This window comes from Salmonella enterica subsp. diarizonae (genome assembly GCF_008692785.1).
Lineage (GTDB): Bacteria > Pseudomonadota > Gammaproteobacteria > Enterobacterales > Enterobacteriaceae > Salmonella > Salmonella diarizonae.
In genome coordinates, this window is record NZ_VXJV01000012.1 from 1 (window position 1) to 20,076 (window position 20,076).

A 20,076-nucleotide genomic window follows, 5' to 3' on the forward strand; every position below is an offset into this window, starting at 1 on the left:
GACACGGGATGACCTCGATCCTGATAAGGCGCGTACCGTGTCACTGGAGGGGAATTCACTGATGCTGAAAACGTCTGATGATAAATAAAGAAAATCATGAAATACGGATGGAAGTTATATGACCAGGGCATAATGAATGTGTGGCTCGTGATTTGAGAATACCACGTTTTCCGCCGTGCGCTGGAAGATACCTGGAAAAGTCAGGAGGGGGAGGATTCCGCGTCGTCATTCAATTTGGTTCAGTACACAACGAGAGCGTTGCTCCCGGATATATTGCTGGTTAAAGGAGTGGATTATTATATGGGATGGAAAGGCACCATTCGTTCATTACAGGCGACTTCCCGGCGAATTGAACGTGATGCAGAAAAGCGCAGACGCGAACTGCAAAAGCAGCAAAAAGCGTATGCCCGGATGGCCGAACTGGAACAGGCTGAATATGAAGTTGACGTCTGGAATAATTATATTGATGTATTGCAGTCGGTGCATAAAGGATGCGGAGATCCTGTTGACTGGCTGTCAATAGCCCGGGCTGATGCCCCTGTGCAGCCTGTTTTTTTCGGTAGCAAAGAAGCGCAGGCCAGACAGGCTGTGCAAAACTACCGCCCCGGTTTTTTGTCCCGATTGCTGAAGATCGACAGGAAGAAAAAACAGAAACTGAATGAAGCCGTTGACGTCGCGAAAAAGGACGACCAGGATAACTTTGATTCACTCTATCAGCAGTGGCAGCAGGATTCTGCAGATCATGAACAGCAGACCGGAATTGCCACTGGCATTCTGGATGGCGAGCCTCGGGCCAGAATAAATGCTATTGAGTTTTTCGCTCCGTTTGATGAACTCAGTGAATTGGGGTCATCGATCCACTTCTGTATTGATGAGATATCCGGGGTGTTGCTGGTGACGTTGCATGTTCATGGTGGACATGTCATCCCCACTGAAATTAAATCATTACTGAAAAGCGGGAAACTGTCTGTAAAGAAAATGCCGGTCGGTAAACGGAATGAATTACTTCAGGATTATATCTGTAGTTGTGTTTTGCGGGTGGCCCGCGAGTTACTTAACCTGCTCCCTGATGACATGGTGATTGTAACTGCTGTGGATGAATTGCTGAATACTGCAACGGGCTATCCGGAAGAGTTACCTATTCTTAGTGTGGCTGTAACCAGGCAGGTACTGGATCGTCTGAATATGGATGCCATTGATCCTTCTGATTCAATGAATAATTTTGTTCATAATATGAACTTTAAAAAAACGACAGGATTCCGTGCCGTGCCGGAACTGAATCCCGGGCAATTCGTGAGCCGATCGTGAATGGTTTCTTTGCCCCTGAACGGGGCAAAGAACGACCGGACTTTGGGGGGCATGTTACGAGGCCTCCTTAAGGTTGCCTGCATACTGGTAAGGTGACACATACAGATCCATGCTTGCATCCAGATAATCCGCCCACCACTGCATCATAGCGATCCGCTCCTCCAGATATTTTGCCTTATGAATATAGGCGGCACGGACGCTGTTTCTTTCCTGGTGACTCATTTGCTTTTCAATCGCTTCTTTGCTCCACCGTCCCGACTCACTCAGCGCACTGCACGCCATCGCCCGGAAGCCGTGACCGCAGATCTCTTTTCGGGTGTCGTAGCCCATCACGCGCAATGCTTTGTTGATGGTGTTGTCGCTCATGCACTTGTCCTGGTCGTATTCGCCGGGGAAAATAAACGCCAGATGCCCGGAGAGCGCTTCAGTTTGTTTCAGGATCGCCATCGCCTGCTCAGACAATGGAACAATGTGCTGCGTTTTCATCTTTGTACCACGATGAGAGAAGCGCACGTTTTCGATCTGCTCCCGTTCTACCGGGATTATCCAGAGCTTCTGCTGCCAGTCGATCTCACTCCAGCGGGCAAAGCGCAGTTCGCTGGAGCGCACAAAGAACAGCAGCGACAGCTTAAGCGCATACCGTGTCAGCAGCCTGCCGGAGTAGTTATCCGTCCGGGATAATAATTCTGGTAGTTTCTCAAGCGGCAGGGCCGGGTAATGCTGTGTTTCCGGCGGCGTAAATTCACCGTCCAGATCCAGAGCGGGGTTTGATTTGATTAGCTGCTTTTTCACCGCATAACGCATGATCCCGGTGACGTAATTTTTCAGCCGCGCGGTGATCTCCAGAAAGCCTTTGTTCTCCACTTTGCGCAGGGTAAACAGCAGATCCTCTGTGACGATTTGATCGATGTATTTGTCCCCGATATCCGGGAATACATACATTTCCAGCCTGCGCCGGATGTTCGTCGCATAGTGTTCAGACCAGCGCCGGTGATCGGCATGCCAGTTCATGGCGATCTGGCGGAATGTCTGCCCGTTTTTCTTTTTCTGTCGTTGGGCTGGATAATCGCCCTCTGGAACGCTGGTTTTTACGTCCTCTGGTTTCCCTTTTATGAAGATAAAAATGGCCTGAACACCGGGCATATTCCGCCCGGGCAAGCCATCCTGCTCCCGGATATTCCGGGCTTGCTTTACCCCGAACATCCGTTATTTTCAGCCATCTTTCGCCATCATGCAGCAGACAGAATTGAACCGTTCCCCTTATGCGGCCAATAAAGTCCCACCCCAGTGATTTTATGTGCCGAAACCATGCACTCTGAAACCCCGCATCTGTAATAAGTATGACTTTTGCTTTGGGATTTACGCACCGGTGAAGATCATCGAGAAATTCTTTTTGTATCAGCGAATTATTTTGCTTTGCTGAAGGTACAAGCCGACTAAGCAGAGGGATTGAACGCCCATCACAGATAAGACTGGCACGAAGGATGTGATATTCCTGGACGGGTAACCGCTCCAGTCGACAGCGATAACACACCAGGAAAACTGGCGAGTAAGGAGTGATGTAATATTACGGAATATCAACGGGATATCCTCATGCAAAGAGGTATTACCTGACAGGCGGTCAACGCGTTTTATCCTGTTTTTGACTTGTGCTGAACCAGGAAGGTAGCGACCGATGCTTGTCAGAGTAAGTGATACACCACGGGTCAAAGCCACGGTAGCATCAAGAAGAGCATTCTGACGATATTGATGAAACGGGCTCAGAGCGCCACGGAAAAATTTCTGGCATAATGTTCGGGCAGGCATAGAGGTGATCTCATTGAATTTGTTAGCGCAATCAGTAGATCACAAAACTCTATGCCTGTCTTTTTTTCTGGGGATTCCTCAGCCTGTAGGGTGGCTTTAGGTGAAAAAAAAGCCCGTACTTTCGTACGAGCTCTTTCTTTAAGATGGCGGTGAGGGGGGGATTGACTCGCTGCGCTCGCCCTGCGGGCAGTCTCCTCGCAGGCTCGTCGTCTGTCCAACTGGCTGCGCCAGTTGTCGAACCCCGGTCGGGTGTTCTCATCCCCCCGGTAAGGTGACTTAATGAGAAAAAAAGCCCGTACTTTCGTACGAGCTCTTTCTTTAAGATGGCGGTGAGGGGGGGATTGACTCGCTGCGCTCGCCCTGCGGGCAGTCTCCTCGCAGGCTCGTCGTCTGTCCAACTGGCTGCGCCAGTTGTCGAACCCCGGTCGGGTGTTCTCATCCCCCCGGTAAGGTGACTTAATGAGAAAAAAAGCCCGTACTTTCGTACGAGCTCTTTCTTTAAGATGGCGGTGAGGGGGGGATTCGAACCCCCGATACGTTGCCGTATACACACTTTCCAGGCGTGCTCCTTCAGCCACTCGGACACCTCACCAAATTGTCGCTCCAGCATTACTGGAACGGGCGCTAATGTAGGGAAATATCCTTTCTACGTCAATCAACTTTTTTTAAAAAAAACGCGTTTATACAAACTTCCACCAATCTGTGGCTTTAATAAGCGAAAACTGCTTTTTTTGCCCGCGCCGGGAAATTTGCTATGCTGCACATCCCGTTGAAAACGCTGACAGCAGGCGCAATCACATTCCGCACAATACTGCTCAGGAGATAACATGGAGATAATTTTTTATCACCCGACATTTAACGCCGCCTGGTGGGTGAATGCGCTGGAGAAGGTCTTCCCTCATGCGCGCGTTCGTGAATGGAAGGCCGGTGATAACAACCCCGCAGACTATGCGCTTGTATGGCAGCCCCCGGTTGAAATGCTGGCCGGAAGACGGTTAAAAGCCGTCTTTGCGCTGGGCGCGGGGGTGGATTCAATTCTGAGTAAATTAAATGCGCATCCGGAAATGCTGGATGCCTCCATTCCTCTATTCCGCCTGGAAGATACCGGTATGGTCCTGCAAATGCAGGAATATGCCGTCAGCCAGGTATTACACTGGTTCCGTCGTTTCGATGATTATCAGTCGCTGAAAAATCAGGCGATATGGAAACCGTTGCCGGAATATACCCGCGAGGAATTTAGCGTCGGTATCATGGGCGCAGGGGTACTGGGCTCAAAAGTGGCAGAAAGTCTACAGGTGTGGGGGTTCCCGTTACGTTGCTGGAGTCGTAGCCGCAAATCCTGGCCTGGCGTGGAAAGTTATGCTGGGCGTGAAGAACTGCGCGCTTTCCTGAACCAGACTCGGGTGCTGATTAACCTGCTGCCGAATACGGCCCAAACGGTGGGAATTATCAATAGCGAATTGTTGGATCAATTGCCGGATGGCGCTTACGTGCTGAATCTCGCGCGCGGTATTCATGTTCAGGAGACGGATTTGCTTGCCGCGCTTGATAGCGGCAAGCTAAAAGGCGCGATGTTGGATGTCTTTAGCCAGGAACCGTTACCGCAGGAAAGCCCATTATGGCACCATCCGCGAGTCGCCATGACGCCGCATATTGCGGCAGTAACCCGTCCGGCAGAAGCCATCGATTATATTGCCCGCACCATTACCCAGCTGGCGAAGGGGGAGTTGGTGACGGGGCAAGTGGACCGTGCGAGAGGATACTGACATCAACCCGGCGTGGGCCGGGTTTCGCTAAAAAACGCTGGCGATACCTGCTATCCTTGTCGGAAATGACTACAGGAGAGAGCAATGTATCCCGTTGATCTGCACATGCATACCGTCGCCAGCACTCATGCCTACAGTACGCTGAGCGATTATATCGCGGAAGCCAAACGCAAAGGCATTAAACTTTTTGCGATTACCGATCATGGTCCGGACATGGAAGATGCGCCGCATCACTGGCATTTTATTAACATGCGCATCTGGCCGCGTCTGGTTGACGGCGTGGGGATACTGCGTGGTATTGAGGCGAATATCAAGAATATTAACGGTGAAATTGATTGTTCCGGAAAGATGTTCGACTCGCTGGATCTGATTATCGCAGGCTTTCATGAGCCCGTTTTTGCGCCGCATGATAAAGAAACCAATACCCAGGCAATGATCGCAACCATCGCCAACGGCAAGGTGCATATTATTAGCCACCCCGGAAATCCAAAGTATCCCGTGGATGTTAATGCCATCGCGCAGGCGGCGGCGAAACACCATGTAGCGCTGGAAATCAACAACTCTTCTTTTCTGCATTCGCGTAAAGGAAGCGAAGATAATTGCCGCGCGGTCGCTGCCGCCGTACGCGATGCGGGAGGCTGGGTAGCGTTAGGCTCTGATTCCCATACGGCCTTTACGCTTGGCGATTTCACCGAGTGCCGGAAAATTCTGGATGCGGTGAACTTCCCGGAAGATCGAATCCTGAACGTCTCGCCGCAGCGCTTACTGGCCTTTCTCGAATCACGCGGTATGGCGCCTGTACCGGAATTTGCCGAACTTTAATCGTTATTTACGGGAAGATATCAATGAATGAGTTTTCAATCCTGTGCCGTGTGCTGGGATCGTTGTATTACCGCCAACCGCAAGATCCTTTACTGGTTCCGCTGTTTACGTTAATCCGTGAAGGTAAGCTGGCGGCAAACTGGCCGCTGGAGCAGGATGACATGCTGGCGCGTTTACAGAAAAGCTGTGATATCACGCAGATTTCCACCGATTACAACGCGTTATTTGTCGGGGAAGAGTGCGCGGTACCGCCATACCGCAGCGCGTGGATCGAAGGCGCGGAAGAGTCTGAGGTGCGCGCTTTTTTAACGTCGCGAGGGATGCCGCTGGGCGATACGCCTGCCGATCACATTGGCACTTTATTGCTCGCTGCCTCCTGGCTGGAAGATCAGTCTGCCGAAGATGAAAGTGAAGCGCTGGAAACCTTATTTGCCGATTATTTGCTTCCCTGGTGCAATACCTTCCTTGGTAAAGTTGAAGCTCATGCCGTTACGCCATTCTGGCGCACCCTGGCGCCACTAACGCGTGATGCGATAGGGGCCATGTGGGATGAACTTCAGGAAGAAGATGAAGAATAATGTGATGTTAATCACTTTAAACTGTAACTCGTTTTATTAAATTGCATAAAATGTGTGCGCGATCTCATTAATTGGGCGCTTTTCTGCTATGATGCGCACCATGAACATACTTCTTTCTATTGCTATCACGACGGGCATCCTTTCTGGAATATGGGGATGGGTGGCCGTCTCCCTGGGGTTGCTAAGCTGGGCCGGTTTTTTAGGTTGCACGGCTTATTTCGCCTGTCCGCAGGGCGGCTTTAAGGGATTGTTGATTTCCGCCTGTACGCTGTTAAGCGGTATGGTGTGGGCGCTGGTCATTATTCACGGCAGCGCGCTGGCGCCGCATCTGGAAATTGTCAGTTACGTGTTGACGGGGATCGTGGCATTCCTGATGTGTATTCAGGCAAAGCAGCTATTGCTTTCTTTTGTACCGGGAACATTTATCGGCGCCTGTGCGACATTTGCAGGACAGGGTGACTAGCGGTTGGTGTTACCGTCGCTGGCGCTGGGGCTAATCTTTGGCTATGCCATGAAAAATAGTGGGCTATGGCTGGCATCACGTCGCGAGCAACATTCAGCGCATACGGCGGTCACAAAATAAAAAAGCGTGGGGTTCTTCCCCACGCTTTTTCGTATTCATCAGGATTCTGGTGGCACTGACAGCTCACGGTATTTTACCAGAATATCATTTTGCCTGTCCGCTTTATTCTGCAAATCCCACAGTCCGCGATCGATACCATCGTTAATGAGGAAGATAACGCCGGTTTCAATGGCTGACATTAGACACAGCATCACCGGTTCGTTCGAGGTGTAGCCGATTTCGCCTTCCAGTAAGCGCTGGTAATCAATAAAGCGGAACACGCCCGCCTGTACTTCATAGGAAAGGATGGTTTTACTGGTATTCACCGAAGAAAGGATTTCGCCCGTGCTGACGTTAACCACGCGCAGATTGACAGCAATCTGATCCAACTGATATTGCGTATCAGCGCCAATACCGAAATATCTTGCGCCGGCCCCGCCGGATTTGACGTTGCTTTCATAACCAATAATAGAACCCTCCACCATAATATTTGCCGCCGTCAGCGACTGAAGCGGGATACGGTTATTCATCGCCACGGTACCGTTTTCCTGGGCTGCGCGAATGATTTTTCGTTCATTCAAAAGATTCTGTAAGCCCTGTCGTTCCAGTGGGATAAACCAGCGCGAATCTTTCAGCGCGGTAACCAACATAGCCGTTGCGCTCTGCGGCACAGCCGTGGAAAAGTTACTTGCCGGGTAAGGTTTAAATTGGCCCGTTTCATCCTGAATGTTATATACCGAAACAAAGATCTTACCGGTGGGTACAGGCAAGTGCGTCAAATCTTTGTAACTTTGTGCGCGGGGCATTAATGTCGGTTTCGCAGCTTGTTTAGGCGGGGCAGTTAAGCATCCACTCAACAATAAAACGGCAACCAAAATAAGTAAGCGCGGCATGATTTATATCCTTTAGTGACTGTAGCTTAAAAATCGGTTGACTGAGTTTGTAAACCTGACACTTCGATAGTCGAGGTTCTTCCCGTTTTTCTGTCCGTGACGTTGAGCTGGAGCTGTCCGTCGCGATTAGCGATATCGATAATAAAATCGTTGGTCACCATACGTCCTGGTTTCCCGGTATTAATATTGGTCAACAAGCCGCCCAGAATTTGTGATTGAATAGCCTGCGTAAAGTTATCCAACGCTGAGGGGGTTTCGATACCAAAATCGTCATCATAATTGGGGTCTTTATATGAATTTTGCGCCTGGGCGCTATTCAATAAAAAGGAGCCGTTATTGGGATTACCGCCAAAGTTAGGATTACGGAACTGGAACGTCATATTTCCGGCCCAGGTTAATGGCGAAAAAAGCATGAGCAGCACTACTGCATGTTTAATACGCATGACAGCCTCCGGATAAAAATCATGTTTTAGAATTCATCACGCGCTAAATCACTCGTACTTAATAGCGTTTGATCTATTTGTCGGCGATTTAATGCTTCCTCTGTTTGCGCTAATGCGAAGACTACGGTTTTCTCGAAGTCTCTTTTCATTGGAAATAAAAAGGTCTGGAAAATAACGCTCTGATTTACCGTTATGGTGATCCAGCTTCCCCAACGCGCACTGGGTCTTTCATTAATGGTCAGATTACCGGTGTACTCGCTTTCCCATTTGTCGCTGAATGCACGATAGAAATCATGTCCTATCGAAGAGACGGTATGGTCGGTTAATAATCCGGGAACCTCGACCTCAACTTCATTGGCATACAGGTTTCCGGTAGCGAACAGTAACTCTGCTGCTACCATCCAGCTCAGATAGCGTTTCATGGCCTTACCGCCTGAGATTATCGTTTGCCCATGAAACTGCCTGGGTACGATTCTTGACAGCTATCTTTTTGAAAAGATTATAAAGATGTGTCTTAACCGTATTCTCGCTGATAAATAGCGACCTGGCGATTTCATTATTAGATGCGCCAATACGTAACTTATTGAGGATCTCTTTTTCACGATGGGTCAGTAATGCTGACTCGGTACTGTTGTAGCGGTAATTCCCTGAGTGTGTAATCAGGTAACTGGCTAATTTTTGTGAAAAATAGCACTCGCCTCGCAGAATTCCCTGTAATCCGCTGACCACGTGTTCCTGGTCTTCGGCGGCGTAAAACACGCCGTTAATATGAGGCCAGTTTTCAATTTCACGGTAGGGGTAATCGTCAGGGGTATTTAACAATAATGTTTTTATATTATTGTTTTTCCGACTTAAATTATCCTGCCAATAGTGGATAAGCTTCTTATCCGCTTCCATCATATCTATTAAAACAATACAACCAGCAGAAATATCTTCCAGAGAACGTTGAATATTATGCAGTTTTCCGGCTAAGGCCAGCGATTGTTTTAAATGTTGCAATAATGCCGTAGCTTGCAGGGATGGCTTTGTGATCAACAATAGTGTATGACCATGACTACTATGGACTTCATTAAACATGATGAAACTCCACTTTTTTAATCGCACATCTGACAGTTGCCCCCATAAAATAAAGGCACCAGAAGTACTGACAGATGTTGCACTGCTGTGGGTTGAAATAGCCCATCGTCCAGAAAGAGAAAAATATTTGAGAAAATACTTTTAACTGTTTTCAATCTAGCCATTACAAATCTTAAAGCAAGTGTTAAACTTGTAACAGAATGTAAAAATATATATTAAAATATTGTTTTTGGGTTTTTTTGAAGTTTAGATTTGATAGTAAAGTTGTACATTTTGCTGTTATTGCATAGATTTGAAAAATCATACAAATTATATTAATATATTGATTTAAAATGATTTTTATTATTATTCATCACGTCTTGATTTTATTTTTTCTTAAAATTCGAGATGCTGCATTAACCTGGACAACACAAAGGCAAAAAAAACGAAGTGTGTCACGTCTTGTACGAATTGCCCTCCCGGGGAAGCATAATAGCACCTTCAGGGCGGCGTAACATATAACAACACTTCATGTTTTTGTTTCGCGATACACTATCTTCTGCGGCCAAAAATTAATTATAAATAATCATGTAATTATCATCTTATTAGCACTTTGGTATGAGCTTAAATAAAAAAATACCACTCGTGGGTGAGTTATTAAAAATGTTTCCACGGACATACTCTTCATCGTAACGACGCGCTAACAAGAAATGCATGTCGTTAACAATCTGTAAGGCTATAGATAAATTTTGCTATGTACGACCAGGTCCAGGGTGACAGCATGAAAAACAAATTGTTATTTATGATGTTGACAATACTGGGTGCGCCTGGGATTGCAACCGCGACTAATTATGATCTGGCTCGCTCAGAATATAATTTTGCGGTAAATGAATTAAGTAAGTCTTCATTTAATCAGGCAGCCATTATTGGTCAAGTCGGCACGGATAATAGTGCCAGGGTACGCCAGGAAGGTTCAAAACTATTGTCCGTTATTTCACAAGAAGGAGGGAATAACCGGGCGAGAGTCGACCAGGCAGGGAATTATAACTTTGCATATATTGAACAGACAGGCAATGCCAACGATGCCAGTATATCGCAAAGCGCTTACGGTAATAGTGCGGCCATTATCCAGAAAGGTTCTGGAAATAAAGCCAATATTACTCAACACGGTACGCAGAAAACAGCAGTTGTAGTACAGAAACAGTCGCATATGGCTATTCGCGTCACCCAACGCTAATACCGTTACGACTTTTAAAATCAATCCGATGGGGGTTTTACCATGAAACTTTTAAAAGTGGCAGCATTCGCAGCAATCGTAGTTTCTGGCAGTGCTCTGGCAGGCGTCGTTCCACAATGGGGCGGCGGCGGTAATCATAACGGCGGCGGCAATAGTTCCGGCCCGGATTCAACGTTGAGCATCTATCAGTACGGTTCTGCTAACGCTGCGCTTGCTCTGCAAAGCGATGCCCGTAAATCTGAAACGACCATTACCCAGAGCGGTTATGGTAACGGTGCCGATGTGGGCCAGGGGGCAGATAATAGTACCATTGAACTGACTCAGAATGGTTTCAGAAACAATGCCACCATCGATCAGTGGAACGCTAAAAACTCCGATATTACTGTTGGTCAATACGGCGGTAATAACGCTGCGCTGGTTAATCAGACCGCATCTGATTCCAGCGTAATGGTGCGTCAGGTTGGTTTTGGCAACAACGCTACGGCTAACCAGTATTAATTTAGCGTCAGAGCTAATAAAAAACAGGGCGTAAGCCCTGTTTTTTTTTCGGGAGGAAATTATGCATACCTTATTGCTTCTTGCCGCACTTTCAAATCAGATTACTTTTACCACGACCCAGCAAGGTGATATTTACACGGTAATCCCCCTGGTAACATTAAACGAACCCTGCGTCTGTCAGGTGCAAATTCTCTCTGTGCGTGACGGGGCTGGGGGACAAAGCCATACACAGCAAAAACAGACGCTATCTTTACCTGCTAATCAACCGATTGAGTTGTCTCGACTTAGTGTAAATATCTCTTCAGAGGACTCGGTTAAAATTATTGTTACTGTTTCAGACGGACAATCGCTGCATTTATCACAACAATGGCCGCCTTCTGCACAGTAGTTTTTTGATGGTAGCGGAAATAGATGGGCTGGCCTGGGTATAAAAAGACGATAAAAGCGTTTCATCGTCTCGGCATGGCGCTAAAGAGTAACGCCGAACCCTCGAGGATGACTAATCATTGAGGAGTTAACATGTCCGTAATAAAGAAAAATATCCCGGGTGTAAGCCTGTGCATTTGCGCTTTTTTTACTCATTCTGCGATGGGGCAACAAACGGTACAGGGGGGCGTTATCCATTTTCACGGCGCTATTGTTGAGCCATCGTGCGATGTTTATACTCACGCCGAAAATATTGATTTAACCTGCCTACGCGAAGGTAAAAAGCAAGTACACAGGATTGACCTTCGGCAGGCGCCTGCATTGCCGCGGGATATTCAGTCTATTGCGACGGTGCGGCTTCATTACCTCAATGCGCAAAAAAGTCTGGCGGTTATGAATATTGAATACCGTTAACGGCTGCGTCATAGGTATAAAAAGAGCGACTCTGTTGAAAGCCCTGCTGTACACTTTGCAGATAAGGTGAGACAAAGGGGGGACTATGACATCACGTCTTCAGGTCATACAGGGTGATATCACTCAACTTAGTGTCGATGCGATTGTCAACGCCGCTAACCCGTCATTAATGGGAGGCGGCGGCGTAGACGGCGCTATTCATCGCGCGGCGGGACCTGCATTGCTGGACGCCTGTAAACAAATCCGCCAGCAACAGGGCGAATGTCCGACAGGACATGCGGTTATCACGCCTGCCGGCAAGCTTTCTGCAAAGGCAGTTATTCATACGGTGGGGCCCGTCTGGCGAGGCGGCGAACACCAGGAGGCTGAGTTACTCGAAGAGGCATACCGGAATTGTTTGCTGCTTGCCGAGGCGAATCGCTATCGTTCTATCGCTTTTCCGGCAATTAGCACTGGCGTTTATGGCTATCCTCGCGCCCAGGCTGCTGAAATCGCCGTCAGGACGGTTTCAGATTTTATTACCCGTTACGCTCTGCCTGAACAGGTATACTTTGTCTGTTATGATGAAGAAACTGCCCGGCTTTACGCAAGATTACTTACTCAGCAAGGCGACGACCCTGCCTGATAAAACACGCCTGGAGCGTGCCGTTGAACCGCTATGTGCGCGCCATCCTGGAAAGTGCGGCATTCTCGCTCTGGATAACAGTCTGGATGCGTTTGCCGCCCGCTACCGCCTGACCGAAATGGCGGCGCGGACGCTGGATGTGCAGTACTATATTTGGGAAGACGATATGTCCGGGCGGCTGCTCTTTTCGGTACTGTTGTCGGCGGCGAAACGCGGCGTTCATGTTCGTCTGTTGCTGGATGATAACAATACGCCCGGTCTTGATGATACGTTACGGTTGCTGGATAGCCATCCCAACATCGAAGTTCGTCTGTTTAATCCTTTCTCTTTTCGTACACTACGCGCGCTGGGATATTTGACGGATTTTGCGCGGCTTAATCGGCGAATGCACAATAAAAGTTACACTGCCGACGGCGTAGTGACGCTGGTCGGCGGGCGCAACATCGGCGATGCCTATTTCGGCGCTGGCGAGGAGCCGCTATTTTCCGATCTGGACGTGATGGCAATTGGCCCCGTGGTCAACGATGTCGCCAATGATTTTGAACGTTACTGGCGTTGTAGTTCAGTATCGACATTACAGCAAGTGCTATCCCTTTCTGAGCAGGAACTGACGCAGCGTATCGAACTTCCCGAGTCCTGGTATAATGATGAAATCACCCGCCGCTATCTGCATAAGCTGGAAACCAGTCAGTTTATGGCGGATTTGGATCGTGGAACGTTGCCGCTGATTTGGGCAAAAACCCGGTTGCTGAGCGACGACCCTTCTAAAGGCGAGGGGAAAGCGCAGCGCCATTCACTTCTTCCACAGCGATTATTTGACGTGATGGGCTCGCCGACGGAGCGTATCGACATTATTTCCGCTTACTTTGTCCCTACGCGCGCAGGCGTAGCGCAGTTGCTTAATCTGGTCAGGAAAGGCGTGAAGATCGCCATCTTGACTAACTCCCTGGCGGCAAACGATGTGGCGGTTGTTCACGCGGGGTACGCGCGCTGGCGAAAGAAGTTACTGCGCTATGGCGTGGAGCTCTACGAACTGAAACCGACCCGCGAGCATGAAACCGTCGTACATGATCGCGGACTCACCGGGAACTCAGGGTCCAGCTTACATGCTAAAACGTTCAGCATTGATGGTAGTAAGGTGTTTATCGGGTCGCTTAATTTTGATCCCCGTTCAACGCTTTTAAATACCGAAATGGGTTTTGTAATTGAAAGTGAAACGCTGGCGACGCTCATCCATAAGCGTTTTACGCAGAGCCAACGTGATGCGGCCTGGCAACTCCGGCTGGATCGCTGGGGAAGAATTAACTGGATCGATCGTCAGCAAGAAGAGGAAAAGGTGTTAAAGAAAGAACCCGCTACACGTTTCTGGCAGCGGGTTTTGGTACGGTTGGCGGCAATTTTACCTGTTGAATGGCTGCTTTGAGCCGGCGCGCGGAAAACTACCCGATCGTAGCGTGGCTTTCTCGTCTTACAGGCGGTTTACCTGAAAAGAGAAATTTCAGAAGCGGGATGCGTAAATGAATTTCGTACAGAATTAACGCAATACCAATGACAAATATCAGCCCGCACAAGAACCCTATCAGGTTGGAAGAGATATGCGGCGTAATATACGCGCCAAAGAAAAGCGTTAAGGGATGATGCACCAGATAGATAAACAGTGAAGCGTTCACGAAATAGGTTACACGCGCGGACTGGAAGTTTAACAAGCGATGTCCCAGTGAAAATACCACGTTCACCATCCACAGCCCCATTACCATCGTAATCACGGATTCGGTTTCGTACATCCAGGCGTCGCCGCTCCCATAACGTTGATTCAGTAAATAAGCGATAAAAGCAGTAGCAGCGCCTAAAGTGCATCCGCGTGATGGCGTGGTGAAGCGCGCTTTCAGCTCGGGGTGAATGAAGGCCAACGCGCCGAGAATAAAGAAGGGCACATAAAATAGCGTTTGCATCACAATAAAATTGAACATGCCGTCACTGAGGATAGCCGGATACACGATGAAAATAGTGCGCCTGATGGCGGCGTAACCCACTCCCAGCAGGAAAAAAATAAGCGAAAGTTTGGCCAGTGAAATGGCGGCGGGACGAGGCTTGCTTGTTTTCTGCCTTTTTTGGAACCAGGTAAAAATTCCGATACTGACTGTCGTTAATATCACCAGTACCAGTAAAAACCACAGATGTGAAATGAGCTCCCACGCTAGCGTATTATATTTTTCATAAGCAGAGAGCATATGCCAGTTCTCTGTTTTTCCTTTGACAAATTGCAACATGATAAATTGCGGCAAGGTAAGCAAAGGGATCGCGGTAAGCATGGGAATACCCACACGCTCTACCCGTACTTTCCACCAACGTTTTAACGGGTAACGTAAAAATAGCATGTACGAAAAATAACCGGAAATAACAAAAAACACCTGCATACGAAAAGAGTGGATAAAATCGTTAAACAGGGTTAGCCACCAGGATGGCGAGGCGCTATTGACATGCCAACTGTGAGTGGAATAGATCAACGAGATATGAAAGGGAATCCCTAACAACATCAACCATGCGCGGATAGAGTCAAGAAAATATTCACGCGGCGCGGGTACAGAGCTCATATAAGGTCACGTATTCTCAGATTGTTCACCTTATCCATAAGGCGAATTATGGTTACATTCGGTGGCAACCCTACACCAACTCCGACAACCTGTCTCCAGGATAAGCACGCAAAGTGAAAACAGGCGCGAGAGGTGCTTAATCCATGAGCCAGCGTGCTGAACAAAGCCTGGATTCAGTTGTCGTAATGCCTGATTATCCATTAAAATGGATCGGATCGATATAAGCACACAAAGGGGGAAGTGCTTACTTATTATGAAACATAAACGACAAATGATGAAAATGCGTTGGTTGGGCGCAGCTGTTATGTTAACGCTCTACGCATCATCAAGCTGGGCGTTCAGTATTGATGACGTAGCAAAACAAGCTCAAACTTTAGCCGGGAAAGGCTATGAGGCGCCTAAAAGCAACTTGCCCTCCGTTTTCCGCGACATGAAATATGCGGATTATCAGCAGATCCAGTTTAACAGCGACAAAGCCTACTGGAACAACTTAAAGACCCCATTTAAGCTCGAATTTTACCATCAGGGGATGTACTTCGATACGCCGGTCAAGATCAACGAAGTGACGGCGACGACGGTCAAAAGAATCAAATACAGCCCGGATTACTTCAATTTCGGCAATGTCCAGCACGATAAAGATACGGTAAAAGATTTAGGCTTCGCCGGGTTCAAAGTCTTGTACCCCATCAACAGTAAAGATAAGAACGACGAAATCGTCAGTATGCTTGGCGCCAGTTATTTCCGTGTTATTGGCGCAGGTCAGGTGTACGGCCTATCTGCACGCGGCCTGGCGATTGATACCGCCTTGCCGTCTGGTGAAGAATTTCCCCGCTTTCGCGAGTTCTGGATTGAGCGTCCAAAACCAACCGATAAGCGTTTGACCGTCTATGCATTACTGGATTCTCCGCGTGCGACCGGCGCCTACCGTTTTGTGATCATTCCTGGCCGCGATACCGTGGTGGACGTGCAGTCAAAAGTCTATCTGCGTGACAAAGTGGGCAAGCTGGGTGTTGCGCCATTAACCAGTATGTTCCTGTTTGGGCCGAACCAGCCGTCGCCGACGACCAACTATCGTCCGGAACTGCATGACTCGAACGGCTTATCCATTCATGCGGGTAATGGCGAGTGGATTTGGCGTCCGCTAAACAATCCAAAACACCTTGCCGTGAGCAGCTATGCGATGGAGAACCCTCAGGGATTCGGCCTGTTGCAGCGTGGCCGCGAGTTCTCGCGCTTTGAAGATTTAGACGATCGCTACGATCTGCGTCCAAGCGCCTGGATTACCCCGAAAGGCGACTGGGGCAAAGGTAAGGTTGAGCTGGTTGAAATTCCGACCAATGATGAAACCAACGATAACATCGTCGCTTACTGGACTCCGGATCAACTGCCGGAACCGGGTAAAGAGATGAACTTCAAATACACTCTGACCTTCAGCCGTGATGAAGATAAACTTCATGCGCCGGATAATGCCTGGGTGCTGCAAACACGCCGCTCAACGGGTGACGTTAAACAGTCGAATCTGATTCGCCAGCCCGACGGCACTATTGCCTTCGTGGTGGATTTTGTTGGTGCCGACATGAAAAAACTGCCGCCGGATACGCCTGTCGCTGCGCAAACCAGCATTGGCGATAACGGCGAAATCGTTGACAGTAATGTACGCTATAACCCGGTCACCAAAGGCTGGCGTTTAATGCTGCGCGTGAAAGTCAAAGACGCGAAGAAAACCACGGAAATGCGTGCCGCATTGGTGAATGCCGATCAGACGCTAAGTGAAACCTGGAGCTACCAGTTACCTGCCAATGAATAAAACAACTGAGTATATTGACGCACTGCTGCTTTCCGAACGTGAGAAAGCGGCATTGCCGAAAACTGACATCCGCGCCGTGCATCAGGCGCTGGATGCCGAGCATCGGACTTACTCGCGAGAAGACGATTCACCGCAGGGTTCCGTAAAAGCCCGCCTTGAACACGCCTGGCCGGATTCATTGGCGCAGGGGCAGCTAATTAAAGATGATGAAGGGCGCGATCAGTTGCAGGCCATGCCAAAAGCGACGCGCTCTTCGATGTTTCCCGATCCCTGGCGAACCAACCCGGTTGGTCGTTTCTGGGATCGCCTGCGTGGGCGGGATGTAACGCCGCGCTATGTTTCTCGTCTGACAAAAGAAGAGCAGGCGAGCGAGCAAAAATGGCGTACCGTCGGCACCATACGCCGCTATATTCTGTTAATTCTGACTCTGGCGCAAACGGTCGTCGCGACCTGGTATATGAAGACCATTCTGCCTTATCAGGGATGGGCGCTAATCAATCCTATGGATATGGTGGGGCAGGATATTTGGGTCTCTTTTATGCAGCTCCTGCCCTACGTGCTGCAAACCGGTATCCTGATTCTGTTTGCCGTGCTGTTCTGCTGGGTGTCAGCCGGATTCTGGACGGCGCTGATGGGCTTTCTGCAACTGCTTATCGGGCGCGATAAGTACAGCATCTCCGCGTCTACGGTAGGCGATGAGCCCCTCAATCCGGAACACCGGACGGCGCTGATCATGCCTATCTGCAATGAAGACGTTAGCCGCGTTTTCGCCGGTCTGCGCGCGACCTGGGAGTCCGTTAAAGCCACGGGCAACGCCGCACATTTTGACGTCTATATTCTCAGCGACAGTTATAACCCGGATATCTGCGTGGCGGAGCAAAAGGCCTGGATGGAGCTTATCGCGGAAGTGCAGGGCGAAGGGCAAATTTTTTATCGCCGCCGCCGCCGCCGCATGAAACGTAAGAGCGGCAATATTGACGATTTTTGCCGCCGCTGGGGCAATCAGTACAGCTATATGGTGGTGCTGGATGCGGACTCGGTGATGAGCGGCGAGTGTCTGAGCGGTCTGGTGCGCCTGATGGAAGCGAATCCAAACGCCGGGATTATCCAGTCCTCGCCGAAAGCGTCGGGGATGGACACTCTGTATGCTCGCTGTCAGCAGTTCGCGACCCGTGTCTATGGGCCGCTGTTTACCGCCGGGCTGCACTTCTGGCAGTTGGGGGAGTCGCACTACTGGGGGCACAATGCTATTATCCGCGTGAAGCCGTTTATTGAGCACTGCGCTTTGGCGCCGCTGCCGGGAGAAGGTTCGTTCGCCGGATCGATTCTTTCCCACGACTTTGTGGAGGCGGCGCTGATGCGTCGGGCAGGGTGGGGCGTCTGGATCGCTTACGATCTGCCCGGCTCCTATGAAGAGCTGCCGCCAAACCTGCTGGATGAGCTTAAACGCGACCGCCGCTGGTGTCACGGCAACCTGATGAACTTTCGTTTGTTCCTGGTGAAAGGAATGCACCCGGTGCATCGCGCCGTGTTCCTGACGGGGGTGATGTCATATCTGTCTGCGCCGTTGTGGTTTATGTTCCTCGCGCTTTCTACCGCTCTGCAAGTCGTTCATGCGTTAACGGAGCCGCAATATTTCCTTCAGCCGCGCCAGCTTTTTCCGGTCTGGCCGCAGTGGCGTCCAGAACTGGCAATCGCGCTGTTTGCGTCCACGATGGTGCTGCTGTTCCTGCCGAAGCTGCTCAGTATTATGCTGATCTGGTGTAAAGGCACCAAAGAGTATGGTGGTTTCTGGCGCGTTACGCTGTCGCTGTTGCTGGAAGTGCTGTTCTCCGTGTTGCTGGCGCCGGTGCGTATGCTGTTTCATACAGTATTTGTGGTCAGCGCGTTTCTCGGCTGGGAAGTGGTCTGGAACTCACCGCAACGCGACGATGATTCTACGCCGTGGGGAGAGGCCTTTATGCGCCACGGCTCTCAACTGCTGCTGGGGCTAGTCTGGGCTGTGGGTATGGCGTGGCTGGATTTACGCTTTCTGTTCTGGCTGGCGCCGATTGTCTTTTCGCTGATTCTGTCGCCATTTGTTTCGGTGATCTCTAGTCGTTCAACGGTAGGATTGCGTACCAAACGCTGGAAGCTGTTCCTGATCCCGGAAGAGTATTCGCCGCCTCAGGTGTTGGTCGATACCGATAAATATCTGGAGATGAATCGCCGCCGTATTCTGGACGATGGCTTTATGCATGCGGTATTTAACCCGTCGCTTAATGCGCTGGCGACCGCGATGGCCACCGCGCGTCACCGCGCCAGTAAGGTGCTGGAAATAGCCCGCGATCGTCATGTGGAGCAGGCGCTAAACGAAACGCCGGAGAAACTGAACCGCGATCGGCGTCTGGTTTTGCTCAGCGATCCGGTGACGATGGCGCGTTTACACTATCGGGTCTGGAATGCGCCGGAGAGATACTCTTCCTGGGTAAACCATTATCAGTCTCTCGTCCTGAATCCGCAGGCGTTGCAGGGACGAACATCGTCAGCGGGATAAGGTTTTCAGGTCTGATGGCGCAACGCTTATCAGGCCTGGGATAATGTGAAAAATACCGGCGTGATGCCGGTATTTTTATACTGAAATGAGGTATCAGGTGCGTATATTCGCGGTGAGCATAATGGTGATTGCGCTGAGCGGCTGCGGCAGCATTATCAGCAGAACGATCCCCGGACAGGGACACGGCAACCAGTATTATCCAGGCGTGCAGTGGGATATGCGTGATTCCGCATGGCGCTATATCACTATCGTCGATCTGCCTTTTTCACTGATCTTCGATACACTGCTACTGCCGCTCGATATCCACCACGGGCCTTATGAGTAATTAACGCTCATCCCATTCGTCCGCCGCGGTATGGCCTTCCTCAGTATCAAGCGGGGGTTCAAGCTGAAATTCCCCTTCATCCCATTCATGCAATGTATTCTCTTCCTGCCATTCCTGACGGATTTCTATCTCATCATAATCACCGTCAAACACGCTTTGCGCGGCTTCACCACTCAGCATAGGCAGACATTCTCCATCTTCACCTTCATCGGCGAAAAATTCGACCTGCCACATGATGTCCCCATCCTGCAGTACATATTTCTGAACGTTGAACTGCTGCACATTCGCTTCATCTTGTTCGAGGCCTGGATGGTCAGCCAGAAATTCTTCCCGGGCTGCATCGATAGCTTCTTCCAGCGTGGCATACATGGTCATCAGTA

General features: G+C 49.6%; 20 protein-coding genes, 1 tRNA gene and 2 pseudogenes. 14 read left to right on the plus strand and 9 right to left on the minus strand.

All coding sequences use genetic code 11. The features are described from left to right. Window positions 1–300 precede the first annotated feature (300 nt). On the plus strand, window positions 301–1,308 hold the full coding sequence (locus F4V72_RS20935; protein ID WP_063390345.1) for a hypothetical protein: 1,008 nt from the start codon (window positions 301–303) through the stop codon (window positions 1,306–1,308). Between the two features lie 54 nt (window positions 1,309–1,362). On the opposite strand, the gene F4V72_RS20940 is transcribed toward F4V72_RS20935, so the two are convergent. The 3 genes and pseudogenes from F4V72_RS20940 to F4V72_RS20950 all read right to left on the minus strand — a co-directional run bounded on the left by F4V72_RS20940 (window position 1,363) and on the right by F4V72_RS20950 (window position 3,706). Continuing rightward, entirely contained in the window at window positions 1,363–2,451 is a 1,089-nt protein-coding gene (locus F4V72_RS20940; protein WP_249042128.1) for a tyrosine-type recombinase/integrase, read from the minus strand. Further along, window positions 2,345–3,114 (minus strand): annotated as a pseudogene (locus F4V72_RS24545) (IS4 family transposase); the annotation flags it as partial. The pseudogene F4V72_RS24545 and the gene F4V72_RS20940, both read right to left, overlap by 107 nt. 504 nt (window positions 3,115–3,618) lie before the next feature. Further along, window positions 3,619–3,706, minus strand: a tRNA-Ser gene (locus F4V72_RS20950). Between the two features lie 235 nt (window positions 3,707–3,941). Here F4V72_RS20950 and ghrA point away from each other — a divergent pair. From ghrA to F4V72_RS20975, 4 genes and pseudogenes are all read left to right on the plus strand, one after another. Next, window positions 3,942–4,880: a glyoxylate/hydroxypyruvate reductase GhrA gene (ghrA, locus tag F4V72_RS20960; protein ID WP_136058227.1), complete on the plus strand. Its 939-nt coding sequence runs from the start codon at window positions 3,942–3,944 to the stop codon at window positions 4,878–4,880. An 84-nt stretch (window positions 4,881–4,964) separates the two neighbouring features. Further along, window positions 4,965–5,702 (plus strand): phosphatase, encoded by a 738-nt coding sequence (locus F4V72_RS20965; protein ID WP_023246029.1) that lies wholly within the window; start codon window positions 4,965–4,967, stop codon window positions 5,700–5,702. Window positions 5,703–5,725: 23 nt separating this feature from the next. Continuing rightward, complete coding sequence (locus tag F4V72_RS20970; protein ID WP_023246030.1) at window positions 5,726–6,280, plus strand: TorD/DmsD family molecular chaperone; 555 nt, start codon at window positions 5,726–5,728, stop codon at window positions 6,278–6,280. Between the two features lie 100 nt (window positions 6,281–6,380). Next, a pseudogene (locus tag F4V72_RS20975) lies at window positions 6,381–6,863 on the plus strand (DUF1097 domain-containing protein). A gap of 38 nt (window positions 6,864–6,901) precedes the next feature. On the opposite strand, the gene csgG reads toward F4V72_RS20975, so the two are convergent. The 4 genes from csgG to csgD are packed head-to-tail and all read right to left on the minus strand — an operon-like array spanning window position 6,902 to window position 9,255. Next, the gene (gene csgG, locus F4V72_RS20980) at window positions 6,902–7,735 is read right to left on the minus strand and encodes a curli production assembly/transport protein CsgG (RefSeq protein ID WP_023246032.1); all 834 of its coding nucleotides are present in this window, start codon (window positions 7,733–7,735) and stop codon (window positions 6,902–6,904) included. A 26-nt stretch (window positions 7,736–7,761) separates the two neighbouring features. Continuing rightward, window positions 7,762–8,178: a curli production assembly/transport protein CsgF gene (gene csgF, locus F4V72_RS20985; RefSeq protein WP_023246033.1), complete on the minus strand. Its 417-nt coding sequence runs from the start codon at window positions 8,176–8,178 to the stop codon at window positions 7,762–7,764. 26 nt (window positions 8,179–8,204) lie between these two features. Further along, a complete protein-coding gene (gene csgE / locus F4V72_RS20990) occupies window positions 8,205–8,600 on the minus strand; it encodes a curli production assembly/transport protein CsgE (RefSeq protein WP_023246034.1) in 396 nt (131 codons plus the stop codon). A gap of 4 nt (window positions 8,601–8,604) precedes the next feature. Further along, window positions 8,605–9,255 (minus strand): biofilm master transcriptional regulator CsgD, encoded by a 651-nt coding sequence (gene csgD, locus F4V72_RS20995; protein ID WP_085347931.1) that lies wholly within the window; start codon window positions 9,253–9,255, stop codon window positions 8,605–8,607. 760 nt (window positions 9,256–10,015) lie between these two features. Here csgD and csgB point away from each other — a divergent pair. The 6 genes from csgB to F4V72_RS21025 all read left to right on the plus strand — a co-directional run bounded on the left by csgB (window position 10,016) and on the right by F4V72_RS21025 (window position 13,857). Continuing rightward, entirely contained in the window at window positions 10,016–10,471 is a 456-nt protein-coding gene (csgB, locus tag F4V72_RS21000; RefSeq protein WP_023246036.1) for a curli minor subunit CsgB, read from the plus strand. Window positions 10,472–10,513: 42 nt separating this feature from the next. Continuing rightward, window positions 10,514–10,969 carry a curli major subunit CsgA gene (gene csgA, locus F4V72_RS21005; RefSeq protein ID WP_000771416.1) on the plus strand — a complete coding sequence of 152 codons (456 nt, stop codon included), beginning with the start codon at window positions 10,514–10,516 and terminating at the stop codon, window positions 10,967–10,969. Between the two features lie 61 nt (window positions 10,970–11,030). Further along, window positions 11,031–11,357, plus strand: a complete 327-nt coding sequence (gene csgC / locus F4V72_RS21010) for a curli assembly chaperone CsgC (protein WP_023246037.1) — start codon at window positions 11,031–11,033, stop codon at window positions 11,355–11,357. A gap of 131 nt (window positions 11,358–11,488) precedes the next feature. Further along, complete coding sequence (locus tag F4V72_RS21015) at window positions 11,489–11,809, plus strand: type 1 fimbrial protein (protein ID WP_023246038.1); 321 nt, start codon at window positions 11,489–11,491, stop codon at window positions 11,807–11,809. A gap of 85 nt (window positions 11,810–11,894) precedes the next feature. Next, window positions 11,895–12,434, plus strand: coding sequence for an O-acetyl-ADP-ribose deacetylase (gene ymdB, locus F4V72_RS21020; protein WP_023246039.1), 540 nt, complete (start codon window positions 11,895–11,897; stop codon window positions 12,432–12,434). Continuing rightward, on the plus strand, window positions 12,370–13,857 hold the full coding sequence (locus F4V72_RS21025; protein WP_023246040.1) for a phospholipase D family protein: 1,488 nt from the start codon (window positions 12,370–12,372) through the stop codon (window positions 13,855–13,857). The genes ymdB and F4V72_RS21025 overlap by 65 nt, the downstream gene beginning before the upstream one ends. 16 nt (window positions 13,858–13,873) lie before the next feature. Here the strand turns inward: F4V72_RS21025 and mdoC are convergent, their stop codons facing one another. Further along, complete coding sequence (gene mdoC / locus F4V72_RS21030; RefSeq protein WP_023246041.1) at window positions 13,874–15,028, minus strand: glucans biosynthesis protein MdoC; 1,155 nt, start codon at window positions 15,026–15,028, stop codon at window positions 13,874–13,876. Between the two features lie 271 nt (window positions 15,029–15,299). On the opposite strand from mdoC, the gene mdoG reads away from it, so the two are divergent. The 3 genes from mdoG to F4V72_RS21045 all read left to right on the plus strand — a co-directional run bounded on the left by mdoG (window position 15,300) and on the right by F4V72_RS21045 (window position 19,696). Continuing rightward, window positions 15,300–16,835: a glucans biosynthesis protein MdoG gene (mdoG, locus tag F4V72_RS21035; protein WP_023246042.1), complete on the plus strand. Its 1,536-nt coding sequence runs from the start codon at window positions 15,300–15,302 to the stop codon at window positions 16,833–16,835. After that, window positions 16,828–19,371 (plus strand): glucans biosynthesis glucosyltransferase MdoH, encoded by a 2,544-nt coding sequence (mdoH, locus tag F4V72_RS21040; RefSeq protein ID WP_023246043.1) that lies wholly within the window; start codon window positions 16,828–16,830, stop codon window positions 19,369–19,371. The genes mdoG and mdoH overlap by 8 nt, the downstream gene beginning before the upstream one ends. A 97-nt stretch (window positions 19,372–19,468) precedes the next feature. Further along, complete coding sequence (locus tag F4V72_RS21045; protein ID WP_023246044.1) at window positions 19,469–19,696, plus strand: YceK/YidQ family lipoprotein; 228 nt, start codon at window positions 19,469–19,471, stop codon at window positions 19,694–19,696. Here F4V72_RS21045 and F4V72_RS21050 read toward each other — a convergent pair whose 3' ends face one another. Then, entirely contained in the window at window positions 19,697–20,071 is a 375-nt protein-coding gene (locus F4V72_RS21050) for a MysB family protein (protein WP_023246045.1), read from the minus strand. Window positions 20,072–20,076 lie beyond the last annotated feature (5 nt).